This window comes from Tindallia texcoconensis (genome assembly GCF_055383815.1).
In genome coordinates this window covers 1,989,734-2,010,729 of record NZ_AP042431.1, presented here as the reverse complement: position 1 = coordinate 2,010,729, position 20,996 = coordinate 1,989,734, and the positions used below count along the sequence as shown (strand labels likewise).

Here is a 20,996-nt window from a genome sequence, read left to right as displayed (position 1 = left end):
TTTCAATTTGATATCGTTATTGCATATAACGTTCCCGCAGTTTCCGACGTTCCTTCTTTTTTCCGCCTTAGCGGAAAAAATGGCGCGGTGCTTGCTTCGCAAAAACCGTGTCATCGGAAGAAATGTAGGAAAATGGCGTGTTATATGATGCTTTTAATCGACTATACTAAGCTCCTTTGTGAAAAAATGCGAAATAGCAATATCCGTTATCTCGTAGTATCTTTTATCATAAACGGTATACGTAAGTAACCCCTTAGACTTCAATGAATTGCCAGCGTGAGTTACAGTTGCATGGTGTTTGTCAATTTGTAATGCAATTTCATAAGCAGAAAGTTTTTTACCTCGATTATTAAATAATACACGTAGAATTTCAATATATGAATCTGGCATTGCATATTTATTCCACTCTTCAATTTTTTCTTTAAACTTAGCAGCAAACTTATTTACTTTCTTTACACTATCATGCTCACCGCACTCAAGACAGTTATTCCTCTTCTGATAAATTTCATATTCAAGTTCAGAGTATTGATCACCACATTCAACACATCTTATTTCCTCTATTAAACTAAGTGAAGTAGTGATGTACTCATTATAATCAAATTCTTCTTGTCTCCAGTAATCGTAAGAACGTCGCATGTTTTCTGGTTTACCAAAATCAATTTTCTCAAGCATACACAACCCATAATTTAGTGCATAAAATGACTCTCTTTCACCTTGATTTCTTGAACTTCCTTGATTGAACTTTGAAACTATAAAATACAGTTCAAGAGTTTTAAGCAATTTTTCTCTTTTTGTATTTATATAGAAGTGTGATGTAGGGAAATAATACGAGCTTCCGACTCTTTTATCTAATACTTCCGCAAATAATTTATTAGCATTGCCATCTCTATAGAGTTGTACAATCTCTTTTTTAATATTTTTCGATTTCTCTACAAGTTTATTTTTTAGATTTATTTGTGCAAAATGATTTAGTATTTCATCATCATCATAAAATGATTGTTTAAATCTAATGTCATTTTGGAAATCATTAAGTATATTTTCTTCAAAATACTTAACTGCTGCATTCTCAATGTGAGTAGGTGTAATACGTATTCCACTGTTAATAGAACTCAAATAACAGTAATTCAAAATGAAACCCATCGCTCTTGGAATACATGCTGTAGCATAAAACATTTGTTTCATATACTCATTTAGATCACCTTTTTTTTCATCAAATATTTCTTCTAATGAAATACTATAGTCTGTATATACATCAATTCTTTTTCTTAATGTTCTTTCAATATAATCCATTGCAAATTTTTCAATTTCTGTATACTTATTATGATGTAAAATTCTTTCAAAAGCATCATAAAAATCAAGAGATAATGATGGTAGCTTTGTTGTATCAATATTTCCAATATAAACTCGACCTGGATAGGCAGCAATTTTTACTTTAAAATACTTATTGTATGACGAAATAATTGGGGCTACAAGGCTATCAATTACAATTTTTTGTGCACTTTCATCTAACTCACTAAAATCATCAAGTAACAAGTATATTTTTATGTCATTCTCACGTTTTAGTAAAGCCACTAAATCATTCAAAGTTTGATGAATAGAAAATATTCGTTTTTCTGTTTTAACTTCATGAGTTACTTCTTCATTAGTGTGACTTTCTCCATACTCTCCCCTAAAAGCAGCAGCTACAGTGCTTAATGCACCTTCCAATTTAGATGTACGACCACTTTTTTTAGTAGAAGTTATTTCAATACTGCTTTCAAAATCTTTGTCATAATGGATTCCGTTTACTACATCATCAAATATTTTTTTTAATTTGTCATTGTCGACCCATTTAGCTTTCTTCTCAATTTCTTCTTTTATCATTGTGAGAATTGCAAGCATAAAATTCATGTATGTTCTGTAGTATATAAACTCTTCGTTACCTTTATCTGTTGCGGCATCTGGTGATTCTGCGCTTATAGTTTGTAGGTTTAAGTAGATGGGAATATGATTTTCCTTATCCAGAAGTATTTCCTCTGCTCTAAGAAATATTGTTGATTTCCCAGTACCTCTTCTGCCTTTTAAGAGCAGATGATTATCATCCAAGACTTGTTTTAATGCATATTCATTGTCAAATATATCCACGTATAAGTCTTTAATCATACTTTCAGAGTTTTCATTTACAATATCAGGACGACCGCTCTTAATTAATGACTTAAATGCTTCCTCAATTCTTTCTGACATTGCTACTAATTCTAATGCGTTGCTCATATTTATTCCCTCCGTATAATTTTATATTGAGTGTGTATAGATTAAAAGTTTTATATAACGTTCTGGCATTTGCAACGCCTTCGAACTGGACCCCAAAGCGAAACACTTTAGCGGTGCTTAGCACCCAGTGAGAAGAGTGTGGTGCTCTGACCTTTCCCGTGACACGTGCTTCCAGCACCTTTATGCAAATGTATTGTTAAGTGAAGTTGGTCGCCCTCAGAGTGTTCGCCACAGGAGTTTACCCCTTTGAACCATTTTGTATTTCACCGGATAATCTTCCTTGATAAAATAACTAAAAAATAACTCATTGTAGCAACTCCGAGAAATGCTTCTGCAAGTACAGCTAACTTTGTTGTTGAGTTAAGAGGAAGAATATCACCATAACCAACTGTAAAGAAAGTTATTCCGCTAATATAGATATAATCAATAAAAGAATCCATGTTGCTAAATGAGATTAATGGACACAAGTAATAAAAAATAGAGAATCCTAGGATTAGTATAATTATAAATAAGAAAACTCTTGCCGGCTTTGTACCATAGTCACTAATCCAAGATGTTAAGAAATTACCAAATTTTTTAAACTTATTTTTCTCATATAGTTTATTTTGTATCGCTCTATACTTTGAATAACATATATCTTCATTTGTATATTCACCTATACTTCGAAAATTCTCTTTTAACATCAATAATTGATTAATATCTTTAGATTCATTAACACTTTCAAGTATAGCATTGTACATTTTCTGAAAGTTATTAAAAAATATTCGTCCATTATTTACAGTATTCTCAAAACTTATTGTTTGGGGTTCAATTAAACTATCAAGCTTTAGTGTAGAATTAAGTATACAAGATTCAAAAAATATTTCTGACCTAGTTTTTAATTCAATTTCACACAAACCTTCTAAAACGCAACCCTTAAAACATAACAAACTGACCTGACATTCCCTTGCATCAATTCCATCAACTTTACAATGACTTATTTCAAATTTATCAATTATTGATCTAGTTAAACAAATATTTCCAATATTATTCATTGCATTGTTAATATCTACTTTTGTATTGCTCATTTTTGTTAGAAGGAAGCTAATATCAACATTGTTCTTCATTAACATGAAGTCAATGGATGAATTACTAAACTCTGTATAATTGAATGAGACCATTTGATTAAAGTAATTAGTTTTATTACAACTTACTGACATTAAACTTACATCCACACCCCAAAACTTAGCATAATCAAACCATAGACTACCTTTAAGTATATTTATATTCGTTAAACAAAATCTTGTTTTATAAAAAATCGAGTAATTGAATTCAACATCGCTATTTATTACATTTAACTGCATTAACGTTACTAAATTATCTTCTGAATTATCTGCATTCCAAAATGAACAACAAGCAGTAATACCTAAGATTTCTCTAAAATTGGTTTCATCAACTTCATAAAGTTTATTTGTTCCGTACCAGGAGAAATCGTCAATATAACAGTAATTGAGATTAATTACTTCTCCTGAATTGTATTTCTTTTTAAGCAGTTCATAATCAACACATGCTAGTTGAGCAATCTGCACCTTATTACCGACATCACTTACGCTGTAAATTGCAACTGATTTTAAAGTAATAATGTCAGATACTTTTGTAGGATAAATTCTTCCCTCGTGTATGTTTGATATTTTTTGTTCATTAATCCAAAATATCTTATCATCATTATCAATGTATTCTATAACAATTTTCTTCATATGCAATCCTCTCCTACAATTTGCTATAACCGCGCCAAGACGCCATTGCCATAACGACCAATTTCCGATAACGTTCCCGCAGTTACCGAAGTTCATCCTTTTCACCCTTAGGGGAAAAGTGGCGTAATCCTTGCCACGCAGGGATTATGACATTAGATGAATTTCCGGTAACTGACGTGTTATAGGAAGTTTTTTTAATTTGGTCTAATCATAACTTTCACTTTCATTTCTGAATTACTCTTTGAAAGATCTTTTTCAATTCCTTTTGGATTTGAAATCCATCCTTCAGGATCATATACAAAACAAACTAAATAATCGCAATCAGGATGAACTTCATATCTTGCTATATCCTCAATTAATTGACTTCCCAAATCTTTTGCTTTTAGTGATTTTCTAGTTTTTTTTACCTCAATTACAACATTTTCGTTTTTCAATAAAAAATCCATTCTACTTGACTTTCCTGCATAACTAGGAGTCCATTCTTCTGCTCTAATATCTTCAAAGTAAATTGTTAGTAAAGCATGTAATAAATCTTGTACATCATATTCATCATTGATTTCAAAAGAATCTCGTTCGTCATACCTATTTCTTAATTGTTTTACTACATAATGAAATCTATTAAACAATAATTCTAAAACTTCAAAATGATTTATCTCTAAATTTTTTTGTTTATCAAAATTATATATCCATTATTGTAATCTTCTTTGATATTTTTGAGAATTTCAATTCCAGCTTTTGCAGATGATTGATATCCTCTATCTACACTTTCGCTAAAAGCCTTATAATATTCATGTTCATTACCAATAAAGTCTTTTAAAAAATTTAAAACTTGTGATTTCCATGACGTGAACATACCGTGGTCTAATGTTGGAAATCCTATTACTCCTGGTGAATTTGGTTTATGACTGTGTAGAACTCCGTTACCTTTTTCAATTAAGTTTTTTAATCTCTCAATTTTGTCCATTTAAATTTCCTTTCAAAAAAAATTTCCTGTAACGTCTCGCATTTGCGATGCCTTCGAACTGGACCCCAAAGATAGACCGTCTTGGCGGTGCTCGCACCCAGTGAGAAGGTGTGGTGCCTGACCTTTCCCTTGACACTTACTTCCAGCACCTTTATGCAAATGTTTTGTTAGGTGATGTTCTCATGGCAATTATAGGAAACTATCTTACTTTCTTGTACTAGATTCAAAATCCTTAATTTTTCTCTCTTATTCTGGCAACCTAGGACAATAGTACTGATGTCACATATTTCTGACAAACGAATTTATATTTCAGCATTATCCAAGTAGTTGTTTAATGCGCACCCAATTGATCCAAACATATTAGAAATTTCTTTAAAATCTTTATCTACAAATTCATCAGTCCATTTACTATTCCATTTTCTTGAGTTTCGGCTAAATGATTTGATTTTTAGACCGTGATACTCTTCTCCAAGATTCAACTTAACACTATAATTTGCCTTAACTAAACTCTTATGTTTAACAGTGTTTACATACGCAGCAAGATATAGAAACTCATCAGAGTCATAAAATTTTTCCACTTGTTTATATACAATAGGTGCAATTTTTTGTGTCTTCATTTCTTCTTTGACGTTGTGTAGTGTTATATTACGCTGTTTTGTAGGCTTTATATCAAGACTTATAGACAAAATATTAGCAAGAATATCTGCCGTAGAATGAAGTGTTTGTGCAAAAGCTATAACATGTGCTTCAGCTGTAAATTGTGCTATCATAAAGTCATGACCTTCATCTGTACCAGCAGCTTGCTTAAGGATTTTACCAACAGCTTGTACTATATCATCACCTGGTCCGTCAGTAATAGACTCTTTCATTATCCGCTCATACTCTTCAATATGATAGCGACATATCCTATATTTCCATGGTATAGAAACGGTTGGTAATTTTAATTTTTCTACCTTATCAGAAGATAGTTGTCTTTTAGAAATCGCATTAAATTCTTTTATACTCCAGTCTGTATTTTCCATAATTCACCGCTTTCAATTTAAACTTTCTAACAAGACATGAATTTCACCTAACGTTTCCGCGGTTACCGAAGTCACTCTCTTTTAACGCCTTAGCGGTAAAAGTGGCGCCGTCCTTGCTCCGCAAGGGCTGTGACATTAGAGTGATTTAGGTAATCGGCGTGTTAGAAGTAGTTTTTAAGTTTCATATTCGTTTTGTGACCTCTTTAAGTATTTTCAAATTTTGTTCATAATAAGATTTGTCTTTTAATTCAACTTCTATATATTCAACCTCAAAATCTTTCAATAAATTGGCTTTGGTCTTATCAATTCTTCCATAGTAGTAAATAATATTTTCTGATTTCATTTTCAGTTCTTTTATGATTCTTGCCCGTCTATTTAGTATCCACCATATATCCGTTTCTGAATAATCTAGTCCAAATCCTACTATATGAACATTAGAATTGAAAAAGAGTTCAATCCACGAAAAATTATCATACTCAGCTTCCCTAGACTTTAGCTTGTAAAGAATACTCTCAGTTCTTACATCCTTACCATTGTTTTTAAATGAATAAGTTCCTTTTACATAGGAATCCATTTTTGCAATAGAACCACAATAATGATCTAATCCAAGCATAATAGTTCTAGGATAACTTATTTCACCATGAGCATGCCAAATTTTACGTTGTTCTCCAGAGTTATTTTCAAACTCTATATTTCTTCTTATACTGTAAATATTTTCGCTCGCATCATTATTTTTCTTTTCAAATTTTTTTAGTTTTAAAGTATTCTCAATACAATAGTCATAATTAGTTGTTATGTAATTATCTATTTTCAACTCATGTAATTTATCATACAAGTCACTTGAAACCATTTTCTCCATTTCAGCTGCAATTTTCTTTTTAATATCTTCTTCTTTCGCACGCAATTCGTCATTATGATTTGAGGATAATACAACTCTTTCATAAAAGAAGGTATATAAATTCTGCTTTATTTCATCATTAATTCTAATTCCATATTCTGAAGATAAAGAGATAAGTAAATCATCCCAAGATTTATTTGATTTTTCACATCTATTAAAACCGTTGCCAATTAGTACTGTATTTTTCATATTATAACCTCCATATCTATTTTGACTTAAAAATTTCTTCTAACGTCTCGAGGCTTAGCGACGTCGGACTTTCCTGCAAAACCCCTCTTACCGATGTTGATAAGCCTCTGTTAGCTGATGTTATTCGTTGCCACAGTTTCTTCAGTATTCACAACTTCTTTATTACTTATATTTCTACTTGCTTCCTCTTTTTTAGTATCATATGGTATTTCAACTATCACGGGGTTTTCACTTTTAATGGCTTTTCCACAAGTCAGCAGTTGTAGCTTTTTTAAATTCTTTATTGTGTCAACATGGTCATTACTATATACGTTACTTAAAAAATCTAAACTTGTTTTATCTATTAGATTAAACGTAAAGAAAGTATTGCACTGAGATAGTATAGTCTTGCTAACCAATGCAGTTCTTTGAGAAATCAACATTAATCCAACATCATATTTTCTCCCCTGTAAAGCAATTTGAGATAACCGACCAATTACTGAGTCAGTATCAACTTTATCATATTTAAACATATTATTTTCTGGAATGATTGTATGAGCCTCTTCCAGCACAATTTGTATGATTTTTGAATTCCGATTATTTTTAGCCCAATTAAATAAACTTGATAAATACATTTCAGTAATTTTTAATGATGCTCTAGTATTTGAAATCTCAGGTAATTCAATAATCGCTAAATTGCTAGATGAATCAATGTAATCAATTACTTGTTTATAAATAAACGGACCTAATTTTGATAAATATTGATTAAGTTTCTTCTTTTCATCGCTACCACCATACTTACCAGTTTCAACATTTTCGATAAGTCCTTTCAGTTCCTCACAAGTTGATTCTTTAAGACTAATTATCGTTGGTTCAAGGTCTTTTAACCTAACCTTATAATCACCTGTAAAATCAGCACAAAACACCTTTACTCCTCTGTTAATATTCTTCTTGATTATGTCGAAAGCTAACTCCGTTTTGCCAGTTCCTGTAACACCTAATATTGCAGAATGATATGTAACCAAATCATCTAAATCTACTTTTATCCTCATATTAGAATTTGGTATAATTCCTATTTCATTAGTTTGAAGCTCTTGTCTTGCGCTATTGGGGTTTTTCACTAGAAATACAGGTGTGTTCATAGCTGGAACCCACGAATACTTACTAAATCCGTTTGTATTAGAGTACACCCCTAACTGAAACGCTCTAATAATTGTCTTTCCTTTAGGATTGTTAGCAAATACTTCCTCAGTTGTAATGCCATCAATTATTTGATAGTAAATACAACAATTCCGTTGCTTTACAAATAGAATATAACCCTCTTCAACATCAACATCATTTGTAATTTCAATATTCACAGTAGAAATACTTGAATTTTCTATAATAAAACCTAAATAATCTATGTCTTTTGTCTTCTCACCGAGGATTATTTCAGCAACTTCTTTTCTATCAGTTGCTCTGCATACTTCTCCTAACATATTCATATTAATAATGTAGCTGTCATCTGGTTTAGGGCACTCGCAATATATTCCTGTCCCCAACAATTTATTACTATGAAATTGCTTATCCACCGGCATAATTCTAATCCATTTTTCATTCGGAAGTTGCGAAATATAATTATCATGTTCCCACTCGCAACCGTAGTTCAACTCTACACGCACTAGATTTGGACTATCAACTCTTGTTATCTTTCCAATTGATACTTCCTGATTTTTATTAACTTTTTCAAATATTATGAATAATAATTCAATTGGTCTTGACATGATTATGAAAAACCAATAACTATTCAACCAAACAACAGCATCTATATTAGTAAAAGTTAGGCTGCAAAATAATAAAATTGGTAAAAATAATACTTCTCCATTACCCATGTATTGACAAATTTTGTAAGTGACTTTATTTAACCTTAACCATTTCTCTGATTTATGAATTGTAATGTTTAAAATTGAAATCATAATAATACTTAGAGAAATAACTATTCCTATGGTTCTTAGAATTATAGCATTATAGCTAACATCCGCTATATCTAAAGTGACTAAGATGAAAAATGTCGTAATTGAAGTAGCTAAAGAATCTTGTGGTTTTACAAAATAGTAGGTAACAAATAGATAATATAAAAAATATGCCACCACACTTACAAACCAAACGCTATTATTTCCTGTCTTAATTAACCAATTCTCTGTAATAAAAGCGAACAAAAAATACGATGCTACTAAATAGATTATAAATGTTGCTACCCTTTGTCTAATATTTAGCTTCATCTCGATTCCTCCTATTAGAATAATTTCAGCTAACGTTTTGCATTTGCAACGCCTTCGAACTGGACCATATAGGAATACCCCATAGCGGAGCTCCGCTCCCAGTGAGAAGGTGTGGTGCTGAACCTGCCCGAAAAACGTGCTGCCAGCACCTTTATGCAAATGTTTTGTTAGGCGAAGTAAGAATTACCCAAAGTATGGCAATCCCCATGTTCTACTGACTCCATCAGCTACAAATTCTGTTGAAAATTTAGCACTAGTAATTCGAGGAATCTTCTTAACATACGATTGTCTAGCAGGCATTACAAACTCAATATCTTTCTCTTTAATATGTAATTCAACTAAGTTACTATATTCATTCGGAAAATACATTTTTTTCATTTTTGATACTTTGCTTATTATTTCATATAAAGTTTTTCCATTTTTATTTTCAACAGGATTCTTTTCTATCAATTCAACTCCGTGCTTTTTCTTCACAATGCTGTAAATCAGACGTTTAGCAAAATTTGAAATCATAACAAATGATAAAACAAAATCGGCGATTTCTTTATTAAACGACGTGGCTGTATGTTTGCCCTCATGTTTTGGATGTATGTCTTCAAAAGGAACTATTGCGCCACTTTGATCAACACCGTCTATAAAATAGCCAATTACACTACCATAATTGGGTTTCATTTCTACTATAGAATATCGTCCATGGTTATGCTTAATTCTGTTATTTATTTTTGCAATTCTCTCTCTGTATGGTGAAATTCGTTCCTTGTAATCTTTAATTTCTTTTGAGTAAACTCTCGAAATCCATTTATCTGCAAATATATCATTTTTCGTATTGTCACTTTTAGGTGTAAAACATTTCGCAATATGATAAATGTCATCACAATATGCCATCAGAGCGTCAGTAATCTCTTTGTGGCAATCACACAATTTCTTCTTATCATAACTATCTTTATTGAATTCATCAAAAAAATTATTGAATGATTTATATACCTTCGTAGAGGATACTGTATAAATAGCCTTCGGATGCCTTAACCCATGTTCACTACCAAATAGAATTTTCTCATCAATATTTTCTAAAATGATTTCCAAGTCTGTAAAACTCGCACATTGATTGACTTTTAATATTTTATTCATTCTGCCCTCCATAATTTTTATTTCGCCTAACGTCTTATTCCCGCCACTCAGTTCGCTTTCTCTTCCATTTCAATAGGTATTTGCGAACCTTGGTTCGCTAATATCGACTTCTTGCTGTAATCACTAGCAATACAAACCCATTGTACTTCTGTCTTCCAACAACCTATCCAACGGACTCTGAATTTTTCTAAGACTCCTGTTGTTCACTTTGCTTAAAAGAGCAATCTCTTCTTCAATTATTCAAGACTTCAGGAAGCTTATTCCCTTTTTTAGGTCTTGGTATTTCGTAGGTCAATGGTTTATGCGTCAAGACAAACTGAAATATGACTAAAAACCTTGAAAAATGATCAGCTTTTTCCATAAGAATAACCACACCTCACAGAGAAAGGACAGAACATTCACTGTTTAAATTCGTCAAGAAATCATGTTATTCTTCGAAGAAATTGAAAAAGTTTTCACCACCTATGCTTCCGGAAAATAAAGACTATCCAGGGAGTATACTTTTCCCTTCACAAATCTCTCTAACCTATACTAAATTCCCCTCCCATCTCTTTCGACACCAGCCCCAAAAATCCTTTTGAATTTTGCAAGTATTTCGCTCTTTTTACTTCTTTTTCCATTTGTGCTCGCCGTCACAGTCAATTCTCTTTTTCTTCTGTATACTGAAGCTATAACCATAAAATACAATGAATCAGATAAAGGAGTGGATCGCATGAAGCCTTGGAGGCTCTTTAAAAATGGCGAGTGGCAAAAACAGGTGGATGTCCGAGATTTTATTCAGCAAAATTACGAACCTTATGACGGAAATGAAGATTTCTTAGAAGAAGCTTCTGTAAAGAGCAAGAAGCTATGGAACCAAGCAGATGAGTTGATTCAACAGGAGATTGAAGCAGGTGTGCTGGATGTGGATACAGAGCATTTTTCCGGCATAGACAATTTTGAACCTGGTTACATGGATCAGGAAAACGAAGTGATCCTTGGTTTTCAAAGCGATGCACCCCTGAAGCGGATTGTCAATCCTTATGGTGGCTATCGAATGGTACAGGATTCCTTGGATGCTTATGGATATGAGATGAATCCGGAGTTGGCGGAAGTATTTCAACAGGTACGAAAAACTCATAATCAGGGAGTGTTTGATGCCTATACCACGGAAATGAAGGAAGCTCGTTCTGCCGGTCTGCTCACTGGGCTGCCGGATGCTTATGGACGTGGCCGTATTATTGGCGATTACCGGCGTATTCCATTGTATGGAGTGGATTTTCTTATTGCCGAAAAACAACGAGATCAGAAGGAGCTTTTGGATGGAACTGCCACGGAAAGCAGAATTCGGTTGCGGGAAGAAGTAAGTGAACAAATTCGTGCTCTTAAGGCTATCAAAAGCATGGCCTCCAAGTACGGCGTGGATTTATCAGCGCCGGCAACCAATGCTAGGGAAGCGGTGCAATTCTTCTACTTTGCTTATCTGGCAGGAGTGAAGGAAAACAACGGAGCCGCTATGTCTCTGGGACGCAATACGGCTTTTCTGGATATTTATATCCAGCGGGATCTGCAGGAAGGCAACCTGACAGAAGTGGAAGCTCAAGAACTAATTGATCAACTGGTGATTAAACTTCGCATGGTTCGCCACCTTCGGACACCAGATTACAATGCCTTATTTGCCGGCGATCCCACCTGGGTAACGGAATCCATCGGCGGTATTGGCCTAGACGGCCGCCATCATGTCACCAAGACGGCTTACCGTTTTCTGCATACCTTAACCAATTTAGGCCCTGCTCCAGAACCAAATATGACCATTCTGTGGGATGAAAATCTACCTGCAGCCTTTAAGCGATATTGCATGAAGCAATCGGAAACAACTGGTGCTCTACAATATGAAAACGATGAGCTGATGCGTTCAATTTATGGCGATGATTATGGTATTGCCTGCTGCGTATCTGCCATGGCCATTGGCAAACAGATGCAGTACTTCGGCGCCAGAACCAATCTGGCAAAAGCCTTGCTGTACGCCATAAATGGTGGCATGGATGAACTTAAGTACAAGGCCGACGGAACTCCTTACAAACTGGTGGAAGGCATTGAGCCCCTAAAGGGGGAAGTGCTGGATTATGATCAGGTTATGGAAAACTACAAAAAAGTCCTTACCTATTTGGCTCGACTCTATGCCGATACCATGAGCACCATTCATTATATGCATGATAAGTATGCCTACGAAGCTGGATTAATGTCTCTTCATGACACCTTTGTTCACCGGTTTATGGCCTTCGGCGCCGCTGGTATTTCCATTGTGGCGGATTCCCTTAGTGCTATTAAACATGCCCGGGTGAAGCCTATCCGAAATCGTTTTGGCATTGCAGAAGACTTTGTGATTGAGGGAGATTTCCCTGCCTATGGCAACGATGATGATCGGGTAGATCAGATGGCGGTCGATGTGATTGAGTACTTCAGCAACGAGCTGAAATCCAACCCCATTTATCGTGAATCAGAGCATACGCTGTCCATTCTGACCATTACCTCCAACGTGGTCTACGGAAAGAAAACCGGCAGCACACCAGATGGCCGAAAAAAAGGTGAAGCCTTTGCACCCGGCGCCAACCCCATGCATGGCCGAGATCAAATGGGGGCTCTGGCATCTCTTAACACTGTAGCTAAGCTGAAGTACAAAGATGTTTGCCAAGATGGTATTTCCAATACTTTTTCCATCACACCGGAAACCTTAGGAAAAGATTCCGAAACTCGTTACCAAAATCTGGCTGGCATTCTAGACGGTTATTTCTCCCAGGGAGCCTTTCATCTGAACATCAACGTCCTATCCCGAGAAAAACTGCTAGATGCCATGAAACATCCCCAAAAGTATCCCAACCTGACCATTCGGGTTTCTGGTTATGCAGTGCACTTCAACCGATTAACAGAAGAACAGCAGCAAGAAGTGATTCAGCGAACCTTCCATGAGGCGGTGTAAGCCATGAAACTAGGAAAAATTCATTCTGTGGAAACCCTGGGACTTACGGATGGCCCTGGCATCCGAACGGTTTTTTTCCTGCAGGGCTGTCCTCTCCAATGCAAATACTGCCACAATCCGGACTCACAGTCCGGTTGTGGCGGTCATGCCATGTCTGCTGAAGAAGTGCTTCGCATTGCCAAACGATACCAACCTTATTACAAAAAAACTGGAGGAGGTGTCACCTTTTCTGGGGGAGAACCCCTTATGCAAAGCGAATTTTTGCATGAAGCTCTGGCACTCCTTAAACAGGAAGGCTTTCATACCGCCATGGACACCTGCGGTTTTGGACCAGAAAGCTGGATGGATTCCCTTTTAGACGTAACCGACTGTGTTCTCATGGATATTAAAGCCACGGATGAATCTACCCACTTGGAACTGACAGCAAAGCCCATCAGCGGCCGAGATGCTTTTTGGAAACGATTAACCAATTATCACGGTTCTGTTTGGCTGCGCCATGTGGTAGTTCCAGAATTTACAGATCACCAAGAAAATCTTGAAAATCTCTTTCAACTTGCTTGTCAGCTTCCAGCGGTTGAAAAAGTTCAGCTATTGCCTTATCATAAGAAGGGCCTTGAAAAATATTCAAAGCTGGGGATTCTGGATCCACTGGCTGGCATCCCAGAAATGGACCCTCAGCAGGCTGAACTATGGGAGACTCAATTAATGCATCGATTGAGAGCCTTCCAAGAGAAAGAGAGGTTATTATTGTGCCAAGAACACCAGAGTGCCGCTGCGAAGTTTGCGAGGGCACCACTTGCTTAAACCAAATTCCTTTGCTATCCAGCCTTACGGATGAAGAAGCCGCAAAGATTTCTACTGGTGTTTCCTTTAAAACTTTCCAAAAGGGAGAGATCCTCTTTCGAGCTGGTGAGAAAGCCGACCAGCTCTATATTGTCTGCAGTGGAAAAGTCAAATTAGTAAGCCATACCCCTGAAGGACGGGAGCAAATACTCTATATTTTAAAAGGCGGCGATTTTTTCGGTGCCTTTAATCTATTGAAGGAAAACAGGTTTGACGCTACGGCGGAAGCCTTAACCAACAGCCAGGTCAGTATGTTGTCTAAGTCTGAGTTTGACCGCATTATCCTCTCACATCCAGAGATCACCCTCAAGGTCTTTGAAAAAGCCTACGAACGAATCCGAAAGCTGGAAACCCTTATTGAACGGTTATCCACTTCCAGCCTGGATGCCCGGGTGGCTGGTCTTCTTCTTAATATGGTGCCAGATTTCGGAACCCATACCTCGGAAGGAATACTATTGAAACTGACCATGAGCCGAGAGGATATGGGCAGTTATTCCGGCATCGCCCGTGAAACCATGAGTCGAAAACTTCACTTGTTTGATGAACTAGGCTATATTCAATTAAAAAGCGCCCGGCAGGTTCTTATTAAAGACCTGGAGGCGCTGCGTTCTATCTTGAACGAAGAATAATTTTTCGTTGTTATTCGATGACCCGAACAGCAATGGACGGCGTTTCATAAAGGACTTGGTCTTCCTGTAGTAGTTGTAATACGATTTGTGTTTCTCCCACCGCTTCGCCTGCCAGATGAAAATAGTCTCCATGGCATTGAAAACTTACCACCTCACATCCTTCCTTTAGGCTGGCATTCACTGTGTAGTGACTTCCATCCACATTCATGGTCTTCCCTTCCGCATCTTCGACATAGGCGGCCAACAACACATTGTCACCTTCTTTAATCCAGGGAATTCCACCGTGCCAGTGGTCTCCATGAACATATGCCACTACGTCATGTTCCTGAGTGTTGATGATCTGAAACTCGTAAGCAGTGGTACTGGTCTCTTCATTTGCACCAGTAACGACTGGTTCTTCTACCACTGAACCACCTCCGCAAGCCACCAAAAACAAGGCTGCCACCATTGCTATTAGGAGTTTCCTCTTTATTGTACTCATCCTTTTCCTCCTTCGCTTTTATGCTGCTTCCACCATTTTACCATTATAGCCCAGGACATAACAGCAAGAGTTTTCTTTATAAAAAAACACCCTAGTTAGCTTTCCTTAGGGTGTTTTTTTATAAAACTTCTTATTCGGTGACACTTCGTTTTTTCGACCGATACCGGAAAACAACGGCAACAAGAGCAAAAATAAGCAAAGCTGCACCAATAGTGGGGACACGAGGCAAGGAACGACGCATGCCTTCCCCGACTACATATTCCGCCCGATGACCCATGTTGTCCTGAGCTACCAAAAGAACTGCACCTGTTGGATCATAGCTAAAGTAACCTTCCTCATCTACTTCTCCATGGGCAATCTCATTCTCCTCTTCATCGAAGACCGTAACCTCTGCATGACGGTTTGGTGAACCGTCATCAAAGACAACTTTAACTTTCCCTTCTTCGACGGTTTCAATGATCATGGCATGGGCAAATACGAAAACAGACGAAAAAAGAATGGCCATGACCATGGCAATGCTTAAGATTACAGAAAATTTCCTTTTCATTTTTATCACCTCTTTGTGTATGTTATGCTTGGTGTATTAGCATTTCTGGTTTGGATTTTTGTATTAGTTGAAGGGCGGATCCGGTTACCACTGCTTCAATCAATACCAAGGGGATATGTCCTACCACCAAAAGGTTAATCACAGACATAGCGCCTTCACCAAAGCGTGCATCTGTTAAAAATAATAAGATAATGAGTAGTACCACTGTAATGGCCACAGATAAGCCCCCTACTATGGCACCTCTTATAAATACCGAAGAATTTGCCATCCTATGGTAAAGTTTATAAGATAAGAGTGCTGGAACCGACAGCATTAGTGTATTAGCACCTAGAGAAGTTAATCCACCATGCTGGAAAAGAACTGCCTGTAACAACAGTCCAACAAAAATAGCCAAGGGGGCTCTTCTCCCTAGCATGACTCCCATCAGGCCAGAAAAAAGCGGGTGAATGGTAGAGGGACCAATAGGAATACTGATCAGCGCTACGGCAAAAAAAGCGCCGGCCATCAAGCTGGTTTTCGGTATTTCTTCCTCTTTCATTCCCTTCACCGCATAGGCCAGGGTAATCGCCGTAATGGCGGTAGTTCCTACCGCCACAGGTGTATTTAAGACTCCATCAGAAATATGCATTTCATCAACCTCTTTCTGTCTCTATACCTTTCTATTGCACGTGTACTTCTATTGCAGGCGTAACAAATTCTATCTCTCCATCGTGGATAAACTGGAATACTACCTGAGTAGTACCTTCTTGTTCTCCAGTAATATGAGCATGGTCGCCATGAAGGTCAATGCTTACAATCCCTTCTTCGGCACCTTCTGCCAGTGCAACGCCTAATGCATGATGCTCTCCATCCAAAACTTCTTCTTCCCCATTTTCTTCAATATAAGCGCCTAGAGAAATGTTTTCTCCTAGTGGGATTTCAGGAAGACTTCCATGCCAATGGTCGTCGTGCATGTCTGCAACAACTGCATCTTCTCTTCGATCAATAATTTCAAAAACATTAATGCCTTCAACCACTTCTTGCTCCACCTCTACTACTGGTTCTTCCACTGTTGTTGCTTCTGTCTCTCCAGAGCAACCTGTAAACATAAGGAGCCCTACGAATAAAACAACCCCTATAAAGATACTTTTCTTTGTTCCTTTCATCCTACATCCTCCTCTTTCTTTTTTTAGTTTATATTAAGCATTTTCCATGCTCAACATCTCTTTAAAGCACAAAGCGTTTTTGTGCTTCTTCCACGGTTCGTGGTGGTTTCTCCCAATGCCCAAATAGTTTTGCTAAGGTTGGCATAGGCAAAGAAGCTTCCTGGAGAACCGCTTCATTCCGCAGCAAATCATATCCTCCACAATCTAGTATGTTTCCACTTTTCATAATCACCACTTCATCTGCCCATCCATAGGCCACATCCACATCGTGGGTGCTGTATACCAAGGTAGCACCCTCTTGCACCAATTGATCTAAGATCTCTCTAAAGTGAACCGCTGCTTCAGGATCCAAGCCGGAAAAAGGTTCATCAAAAGCCAGTATTTCTGGTTTCATTGCTAATAAACCAGCAATGGCGGCCCGCTTTTTTTGACCCAGACTCAAGCTATAGGGTGGTCTTTCTGCTAGGTCTTCGATACCCACTCGACTCATAGATTCCATGGCTCTTTGATGAACTGTTTCTGCATCCAATTTTAAGTTTCTAGGTCCAAAGGCGATATCATTTAAGATGGTCGTAGAGAAAAGCTGATCATCTGGATTATCAAAAAGCAATCCCACTTTTTTTCGTACTTCTTGCATATGCTTCTTTTCAACAGATACTCCTTGGAGGATTACGTGTCCTTGTTGGGCTGGAATAACACCGTTCAAATGGTAAATAAGGGTGGTTTTTCCGCTGCCATTCACCCCTAGGATAGCAGTTTTTTTCTTCTCTTTGATCTGCAAATTAATATCCTGAAAGGCTGGTGTTTTATCTGGATAAACATAGCTTAAGCCAACGGTTTCTATGGCAAACATAAAAGCACCCCCTGGTCTATACTGATTAATGCGATCATGAATACAATAGGAATGCTAGCCCGTATCCAGTCCGCAGCCGTGATGTTTCGTGGCTTCCCAATGGGAATTTGCCCTTGAAAACTCCGAGATACCATGGCTCGATACACTGTTTCTGAACGATTAATGGATTTAATGAACAATCCCCCAAATACTTCTCCATAGATACCAAGGGAGTATCGGCTGGCTTGGGCTTGAAATAGTCTGGATTTCAGAGCTCTCATGGTTGTCTGCACATCCTGAATAAAGAGAAATCCATACCGATAAGCCAGATAAATGGTGGTGGTAATCACTTTTGGCATTTTAAGGTGTTCCATAGCTTCTAGCATTTCTTCGATAGGCTGATTGATGAAAACTGATAGGGTGAAGGTCATGGCGGTTAATGCTTTCAGCACAATCAGAGCCGCAAATTCAATCCGATCCGCTGCCGGAGGAATTCCTCCACTAAAAATAAGAGGAAGGCTCATCAGCGCCAAAAAAGGCATGAGCACGGATAATTTTTTTAGCAACTGAAGGCCAGAAAGTCCAGCCCAGAGTGCATAAAAAGCTGCAAAAACCAAAGCTACCACTAGAAGTCCTACATCGCCTAAACTAATCACTCCAAATACATAAATCAAACCAGCTATCAACTTGGTACGTGGATTCCATAGGTTTTTTGCTGCATTAAAATCTTCTTTTTTAAACCTTGATGCTGAAGAGTGGTGGCCGCCCATGGGTATTAAACTCCTTTTTTTCAAAAAATAATTCCGGACTTCGCCATGAAGTACCGGAATTGTCCACACAAAAACACTTGTCTCACACTAAATAGAAAGCAAGTGCATGGATCGCGACCAGCCCTTTCACTCGAAGGGTAACGCATCAGCATTCAGGCAGGTCTCCTGGCTTGCAGTCCTCACCTTCCTCTCCTTCCCGGCTTAAGGCCAGTGGTATTGCGAGGTTGGTTCCTGCTTACAGTGACGGGATCGCATCGGACTCTCACCGATTTCCCTATTCTCCCTTACGGGCACCTGAATGGATCTATGAAATTATTTTGGATACTTACTTCATAATGATTATGACACTAAAGTTTTTCTATGTCAACCCAATGGGGCGTAAGGTCCTGGTTCACTGCCAACAAAACCCTCTATGAGCCCCAACAAAAACCCATGGTAAAACTTTTTTAAACCTGTAGAATCATAAGTGGTATGAGGCCGCCAATAAAGACGTTTCACGTCACCTTAGCGGTTAGGAAAATCAAACTCTCGGAAATAACAATAGATCCGAAATGAGGTGAATCCGACGAATCCCCTACTGTTTACCATGAATCTAATTCGAAAAGGAGTGTTTTCAATGAAATTAATGAACACAAAATCAACTTTACTATCCACTGCTGCTATTTTAGGGTTGGCTGTCATCATGACAACCACCAGCCTGGGTGCATCCATCGGTGAAACCCTTAACGTAAACCTTACTAGTCAGGCCCATGGTCAAGCCACGGTTTCCAATGAAACACAGCGAGTTCCTATTTCTTCCTTCGATGCCGCAGAACTAGTTTATTTAAATGCTGTATCTGTACATCCAATTGTGTTGGATGATCAGGTTCCACACGAAGAGAAAATGGCTTTCTTTGAAGCAGAAGCTCAAAAAGCTGGATACATCGGCTTTCGATTTGCTGACTTGAAGGGACAAGCCCTTGCCCTGGATCAACAGGGAACCGCATTCGATGTAGCAGACCGCCAGTATTTCCAAAATGCCTTGGCTGGAGAGCCTAATGTTTCAGATGTTTTAGTTAGCAAAGAATCAGGAGAATCCATTGTTGTTTATGCCACTCCTGTTTATCTTAAGGATAATTTAGCAGGCGTTCTTTTCGCCTCCAGAAGAGCCAATTAAAAAACGGTCCTCAGCCCCCTACACCCAGAATAAAATCCGCCTGCAAGGAAATGCTTCCCGCCGGCGGATTTATTTTTGTGCTACTTCTACGGAAAATCGTTCTCGAAAAGTAGCCACATATTCACTGGGAGTAATGCCAGTATATTTTTTAAAGATTTTTCTAAAGTGTCCATAATCCGTATATCGAAGGTACTCCATCACGTCATAAACGCTTAACCTAGGGTCTAATAATAATAATCGGGCACCGTACATCTTAGTACGCATCATATACCTCGTTAAGTCCGTCTGACTCTCCGCAATAAAGGTTTTGCTTAAATAACTTCGATTTACATAGAGATGATCCGCAAGATCCTGCACAGTTTCCACATCAAACTGTTCATCTAGATACAATTCTATGGCACGACGCACCAAAGGGTGTTTACAGTGAGGAAGAAACACATCCCGGTATGATTGCTGAATAAAAATCATCGTCGCCATAAAACGCTCCTGAGAGTACGCTGCCTGACAAATCCATTCTGCTGCCCCTTGAGCCAAGTCTATTAAGGGCAAGCGTATTGGCTTCAAAGGCAAAAACTCAATCAATCTCTCCATGGCTTTAGCGTAATCATTTTGATGATACTCCGCCCCTTGCTTTTGAGCATCTATTTGCGTCCAATATTCTAAAAATAGTTTTTCCGTTTTAGGATACACCGCCGCTATTTCTTCTGCAATGGCCTTTGCCAATTGAATCCTTTTTCGCTCATCTTGAAGAAAATGCTCTGATAAACGCATGATCAATGCTTGCAACTCTGAGGAATCCATGGTTTCTTCTATATAATCAAAACAGCCATCTAGAAATACCCTTCTGACACGTTTGTAATCCATGGTATTTCCAGAAATAATCAAGGTGCTATTCGCCGCCAGAAACCATCGGTACTGTGGCTCCACAGAAAAGTAGACTTCTTCTTCCATCATAATTAAATCATAGCGATTGGCAAGACGTTTACAATACGCATCCTCCATTTCATCGCTAGAAAAATCCATATAACTTCTCTTAAAGACAACACTTTTATAATGGGAAAACCACTCGTCCATCCAACTATCATAGGCATGTCCAATAATACCACATCGAATAATCATAGGGTTCCTTTCTTGTTTCTCTAAATTTCAAATTATTCTTTATAGTTCATTATAATCCTTTACCCGCTCTAGGGCAATGTCACTCATT

Annotated in this window: 19 protein-coding genes and 1 riboswitch; of the genes, 4 read left to right on the top strand and 15 right to left on the bottom strand. The window is 37.5% G+C overall.

What is annotated here, in order from left to right; translation table 11 throughout:
* Positions 1-153: 153 nt before the first annotated feature.
* The 8 genes from ACZ47N_RS08990 to ACZ47N_RS08955 all read right to left on the bottom strand — a co-directional run bounded on the left by ACZ47N_RS08990 (position 154) and on the right by ACZ47N_RS08955 (position 10,427).
* Positions 154-2,250, bottom strand: coding sequence for a hypothetical protein (locus ACZ47N_RS08990; protein ID WP_464886216.1), 2,097 nt, complete (start codon positions 2,248-2,250; stop codon positions 154-156).
* A 263-nt stretch (positions 2,251-2,513) separates the two neighbouring features.
* Positions 2,514-3,986 (bottom strand): potassium channel family protein, encoded by a 1,473-nt coding sequence (locus ACZ47N_RS08985; protein ID WP_464886215.1) that lies wholly within the window; start codon positions 3,984-3,986, stop codon positions 2,514-2,516.
* Positions 3,987-4,180: 194 nt separating this feature from the next.
* Positions 4,181-4,612 (bottom strand): PD-(D/E)XK nuclease domain-containing protein, encoded by a 432-nt coding sequence (locus ACZ47N_RS08980; RefSeq protein WP_464886214.1) that lies wholly within the window; start codon positions 4,610-4,612, stop codon positions 4,181-4,183.
* A gap of 29 nt (positions 4,613-4,641) precedes the next feature.
* Complete coding sequence (locus ACZ47N_RS08975; protein WP_464886213.1) at positions 4,642-4,950, bottom strand: hypothetical protein; 309 nt, start codon at positions 4,948-4,950, stop codon at positions 4,642-4,644.
* 302 nt (positions 4,951-5,252) lie between these two features.
* Positions 5,253-5,972: a hypothetical protein gene (locus tag ACZ47N_RS08970; protein ID WP_464886212.1), complete on the bottom strand. Its 720-nt coding sequence runs from the start codon at positions 5,970-5,972 to the stop codon at positions 5,253-5,255.
* 181 nt (positions 5,973-6,153) lie between these two features.
* Entirely contained in the window at positions 6,154-7,059 is a 906-nt protein-coding gene (locus ACZ47N_RS08965) for an SIR2 family protein (protein WP_464886211.1), read from the bottom strand.
* A 110-nt stretch (positions 7,060-7,169) separates the two neighbouring features.
* Positions 7,170-9,299 (bottom strand): ATP-binding protein, encoded by a 2,130-nt coding sequence (locus ACZ47N_RS08960; RefSeq protein ID WP_464886210.1) that lies wholly within the window; start codon positions 9,297-9,299, stop codon positions 7,170-7,172.
* Positions 9,300-9,482: 183 nt separating this feature from the next.
* Positions 9,483-10,427: a hypothetical protein gene (locus tag ACZ47N_RS08955; RefSeq protein ID WP_464886209.1), complete on the bottom strand. Its 945-nt coding sequence runs from the start codon at positions 10,425-10,427 to the stop codon at positions 9,483-9,485.
* 712 nt (positions 10,428-11,139) lie between these two features.
* On the opposite strand from ACZ47N_RS08955, the gene pflB reads away from it, so the two are divergent.
* From pflB to ACZ47N_RS08940, 3 genes are read left to right on the top strand one after another with little or no spacing between them, the layout of a single operon-like run.
* Positions 11,140-13,386: a formate C-acetyltransferase gene (pflB, locus tag ACZ47N_RS08950; protein ID WP_464886208.1), complete on the top strand. Its 2,247-nt coding sequence runs from the start codon at positions 11,140-11,142 to the stop codon at positions 13,384-13,386.
* 3 nt (positions 13,387-13,389) lie between these two features.
* Positions 13,390-14,190, top strand: a complete 801-nt coding sequence (gene pflA / locus ACZ47N_RS08945) for a pyruvate formate-lyase-activating protein (RefSeq protein WP_464886207.1) — start codon at positions 13,390-13,392, stop codon at positions 14,188-14,190.
* Complete coding sequence (locus ACZ47N_RS08940; RefSeq protein ID WP_464886206.1) at positions 14,136-14,858, top strand: Crp/Fnr family transcriptional regulator; 723 nt, start codon at positions 14,136-14,138, stop codon at positions 14,856-14,858. The genes pflA and ACZ47N_RS08940 overlap by 55 nt, the downstream gene beginning before the upstream one ends.
* A gap of 10 nt (positions 14,859-14,868) precedes the next feature.
* On the opposite strand, the gene ACZ47N_RS08935 is transcribed toward ACZ47N_RS08940, so the two are convergent.
* The 6 genes from ACZ47N_RS08935 to cbiQ all read right to left on the bottom strand — a co-directional run bounded on the left by ACZ47N_RS08935 (position 14,869) and on the right by cbiQ (position 18,633).
* On the bottom strand, positions 14,869-15,339 hold the full coding sequence (locus ACZ47N_RS08935) for a hypothetical protein (RefSeq protein WP_464886205.1): 471 nt from the start codon (positions 15,337-15,339) through the stop codon (positions 14,869-14,871).
* Positions 15,340-15,469: 130 nt separating this feature from the next.
* On the bottom strand, positions 15,470-15,886 hold the full coding sequence (locus ACZ47N_RS08930; RefSeq protein WP_464886204.1) for a hypothetical protein: 417 nt from the start codon (positions 15,884-15,886) through the stop codon (positions 15,470-15,472).
* A gap of 22 nt (positions 15,887-15,908) precedes the next feature.
* Complete coding sequence (locus tag ACZ47N_RS08925; protein ID WP_464886203.1) at positions 15,909-16,514, bottom strand: CbiM family transporter; 606 nt, start codon at positions 16,512-16,514, stop codon at positions 15,909-15,911.
* A 31-nt stretch (positions 16,515-16,545) separates the two neighbouring features.
* Positions 16,546-17,031: a hypothetical protein gene (locus ACZ47N_RS08920; RefSeq protein ID WP_464886202.1), complete on the bottom strand. Its 486-nt coding sequence runs from the start codon at positions 17,029-17,031 to the stop codon at positions 16,546-16,548.
* Positions 17,032-17,092: 61 nt separating this feature from the next.
* Entirely contained in the window at positions 17,093-17,884 is a 792-nt protein-coding gene (locus ACZ47N_RS08915; protein ID WP_464886201.1) for an energy-coupling factor ABC transporter ATP-binding protein, read from the bottom strand.
* Positions 17,872-18,633: a cobalt ECF transporter T component CbiQ gene (cbiQ, locus tag ACZ47N_RS08910; protein ID WP_464886200.1), complete on the bottom strand. Its 762-nt coding sequence runs from the start codon at positions 18,631-18,633 to the stop codon at positions 17,872-17,874. The genes ACZ47N_RS08915 and cbiQ overlap by 13 nt, the downstream gene beginning before the upstream one ends.
* A 138-nt stretch (positions 18,634-18,771) precedes the next feature.
* Positions 18,772-18,946: riboswitch (cobalamin riboswitch) on the bottom strand.
* Positions 18,947-19,249: 303 nt separating this feature from the next.
* Between cbiQ and ACZ47N_RS08905 the strand changes: the two genes are divergently transcribed.
* Positions 19,250-19,789, top strand: coding sequence for a PDC sensor domain-containing protein (locus ACZ47N_RS08905; RefSeq protein ID WP_464886199.1), 540 nt, complete (start codon positions 19,250-19,252; stop codon positions 19,787-19,789).
* A 69-nt stretch (positions 19,790-19,858) separates the two neighbouring features.
* On the opposite strand, the gene ACZ47N_RS08900 is transcribed toward ACZ47N_RS08905, so the two are convergent.
* Positions 19,859-20,908 carry a helix-turn-helix transcriptional regulator gene (locus ACZ47N_RS08900; RefSeq protein WP_464886198.1) on the bottom strand — a complete coding sequence of 350 codons (1,050 nt, stop codon included), beginning with the start codon at positions 20,906-20,908 and terminating at the stop codon, positions 19,859-19,861.
* Between the last annotated feature and the right edge of the window lie 88 nt (positions 20,909-20,996).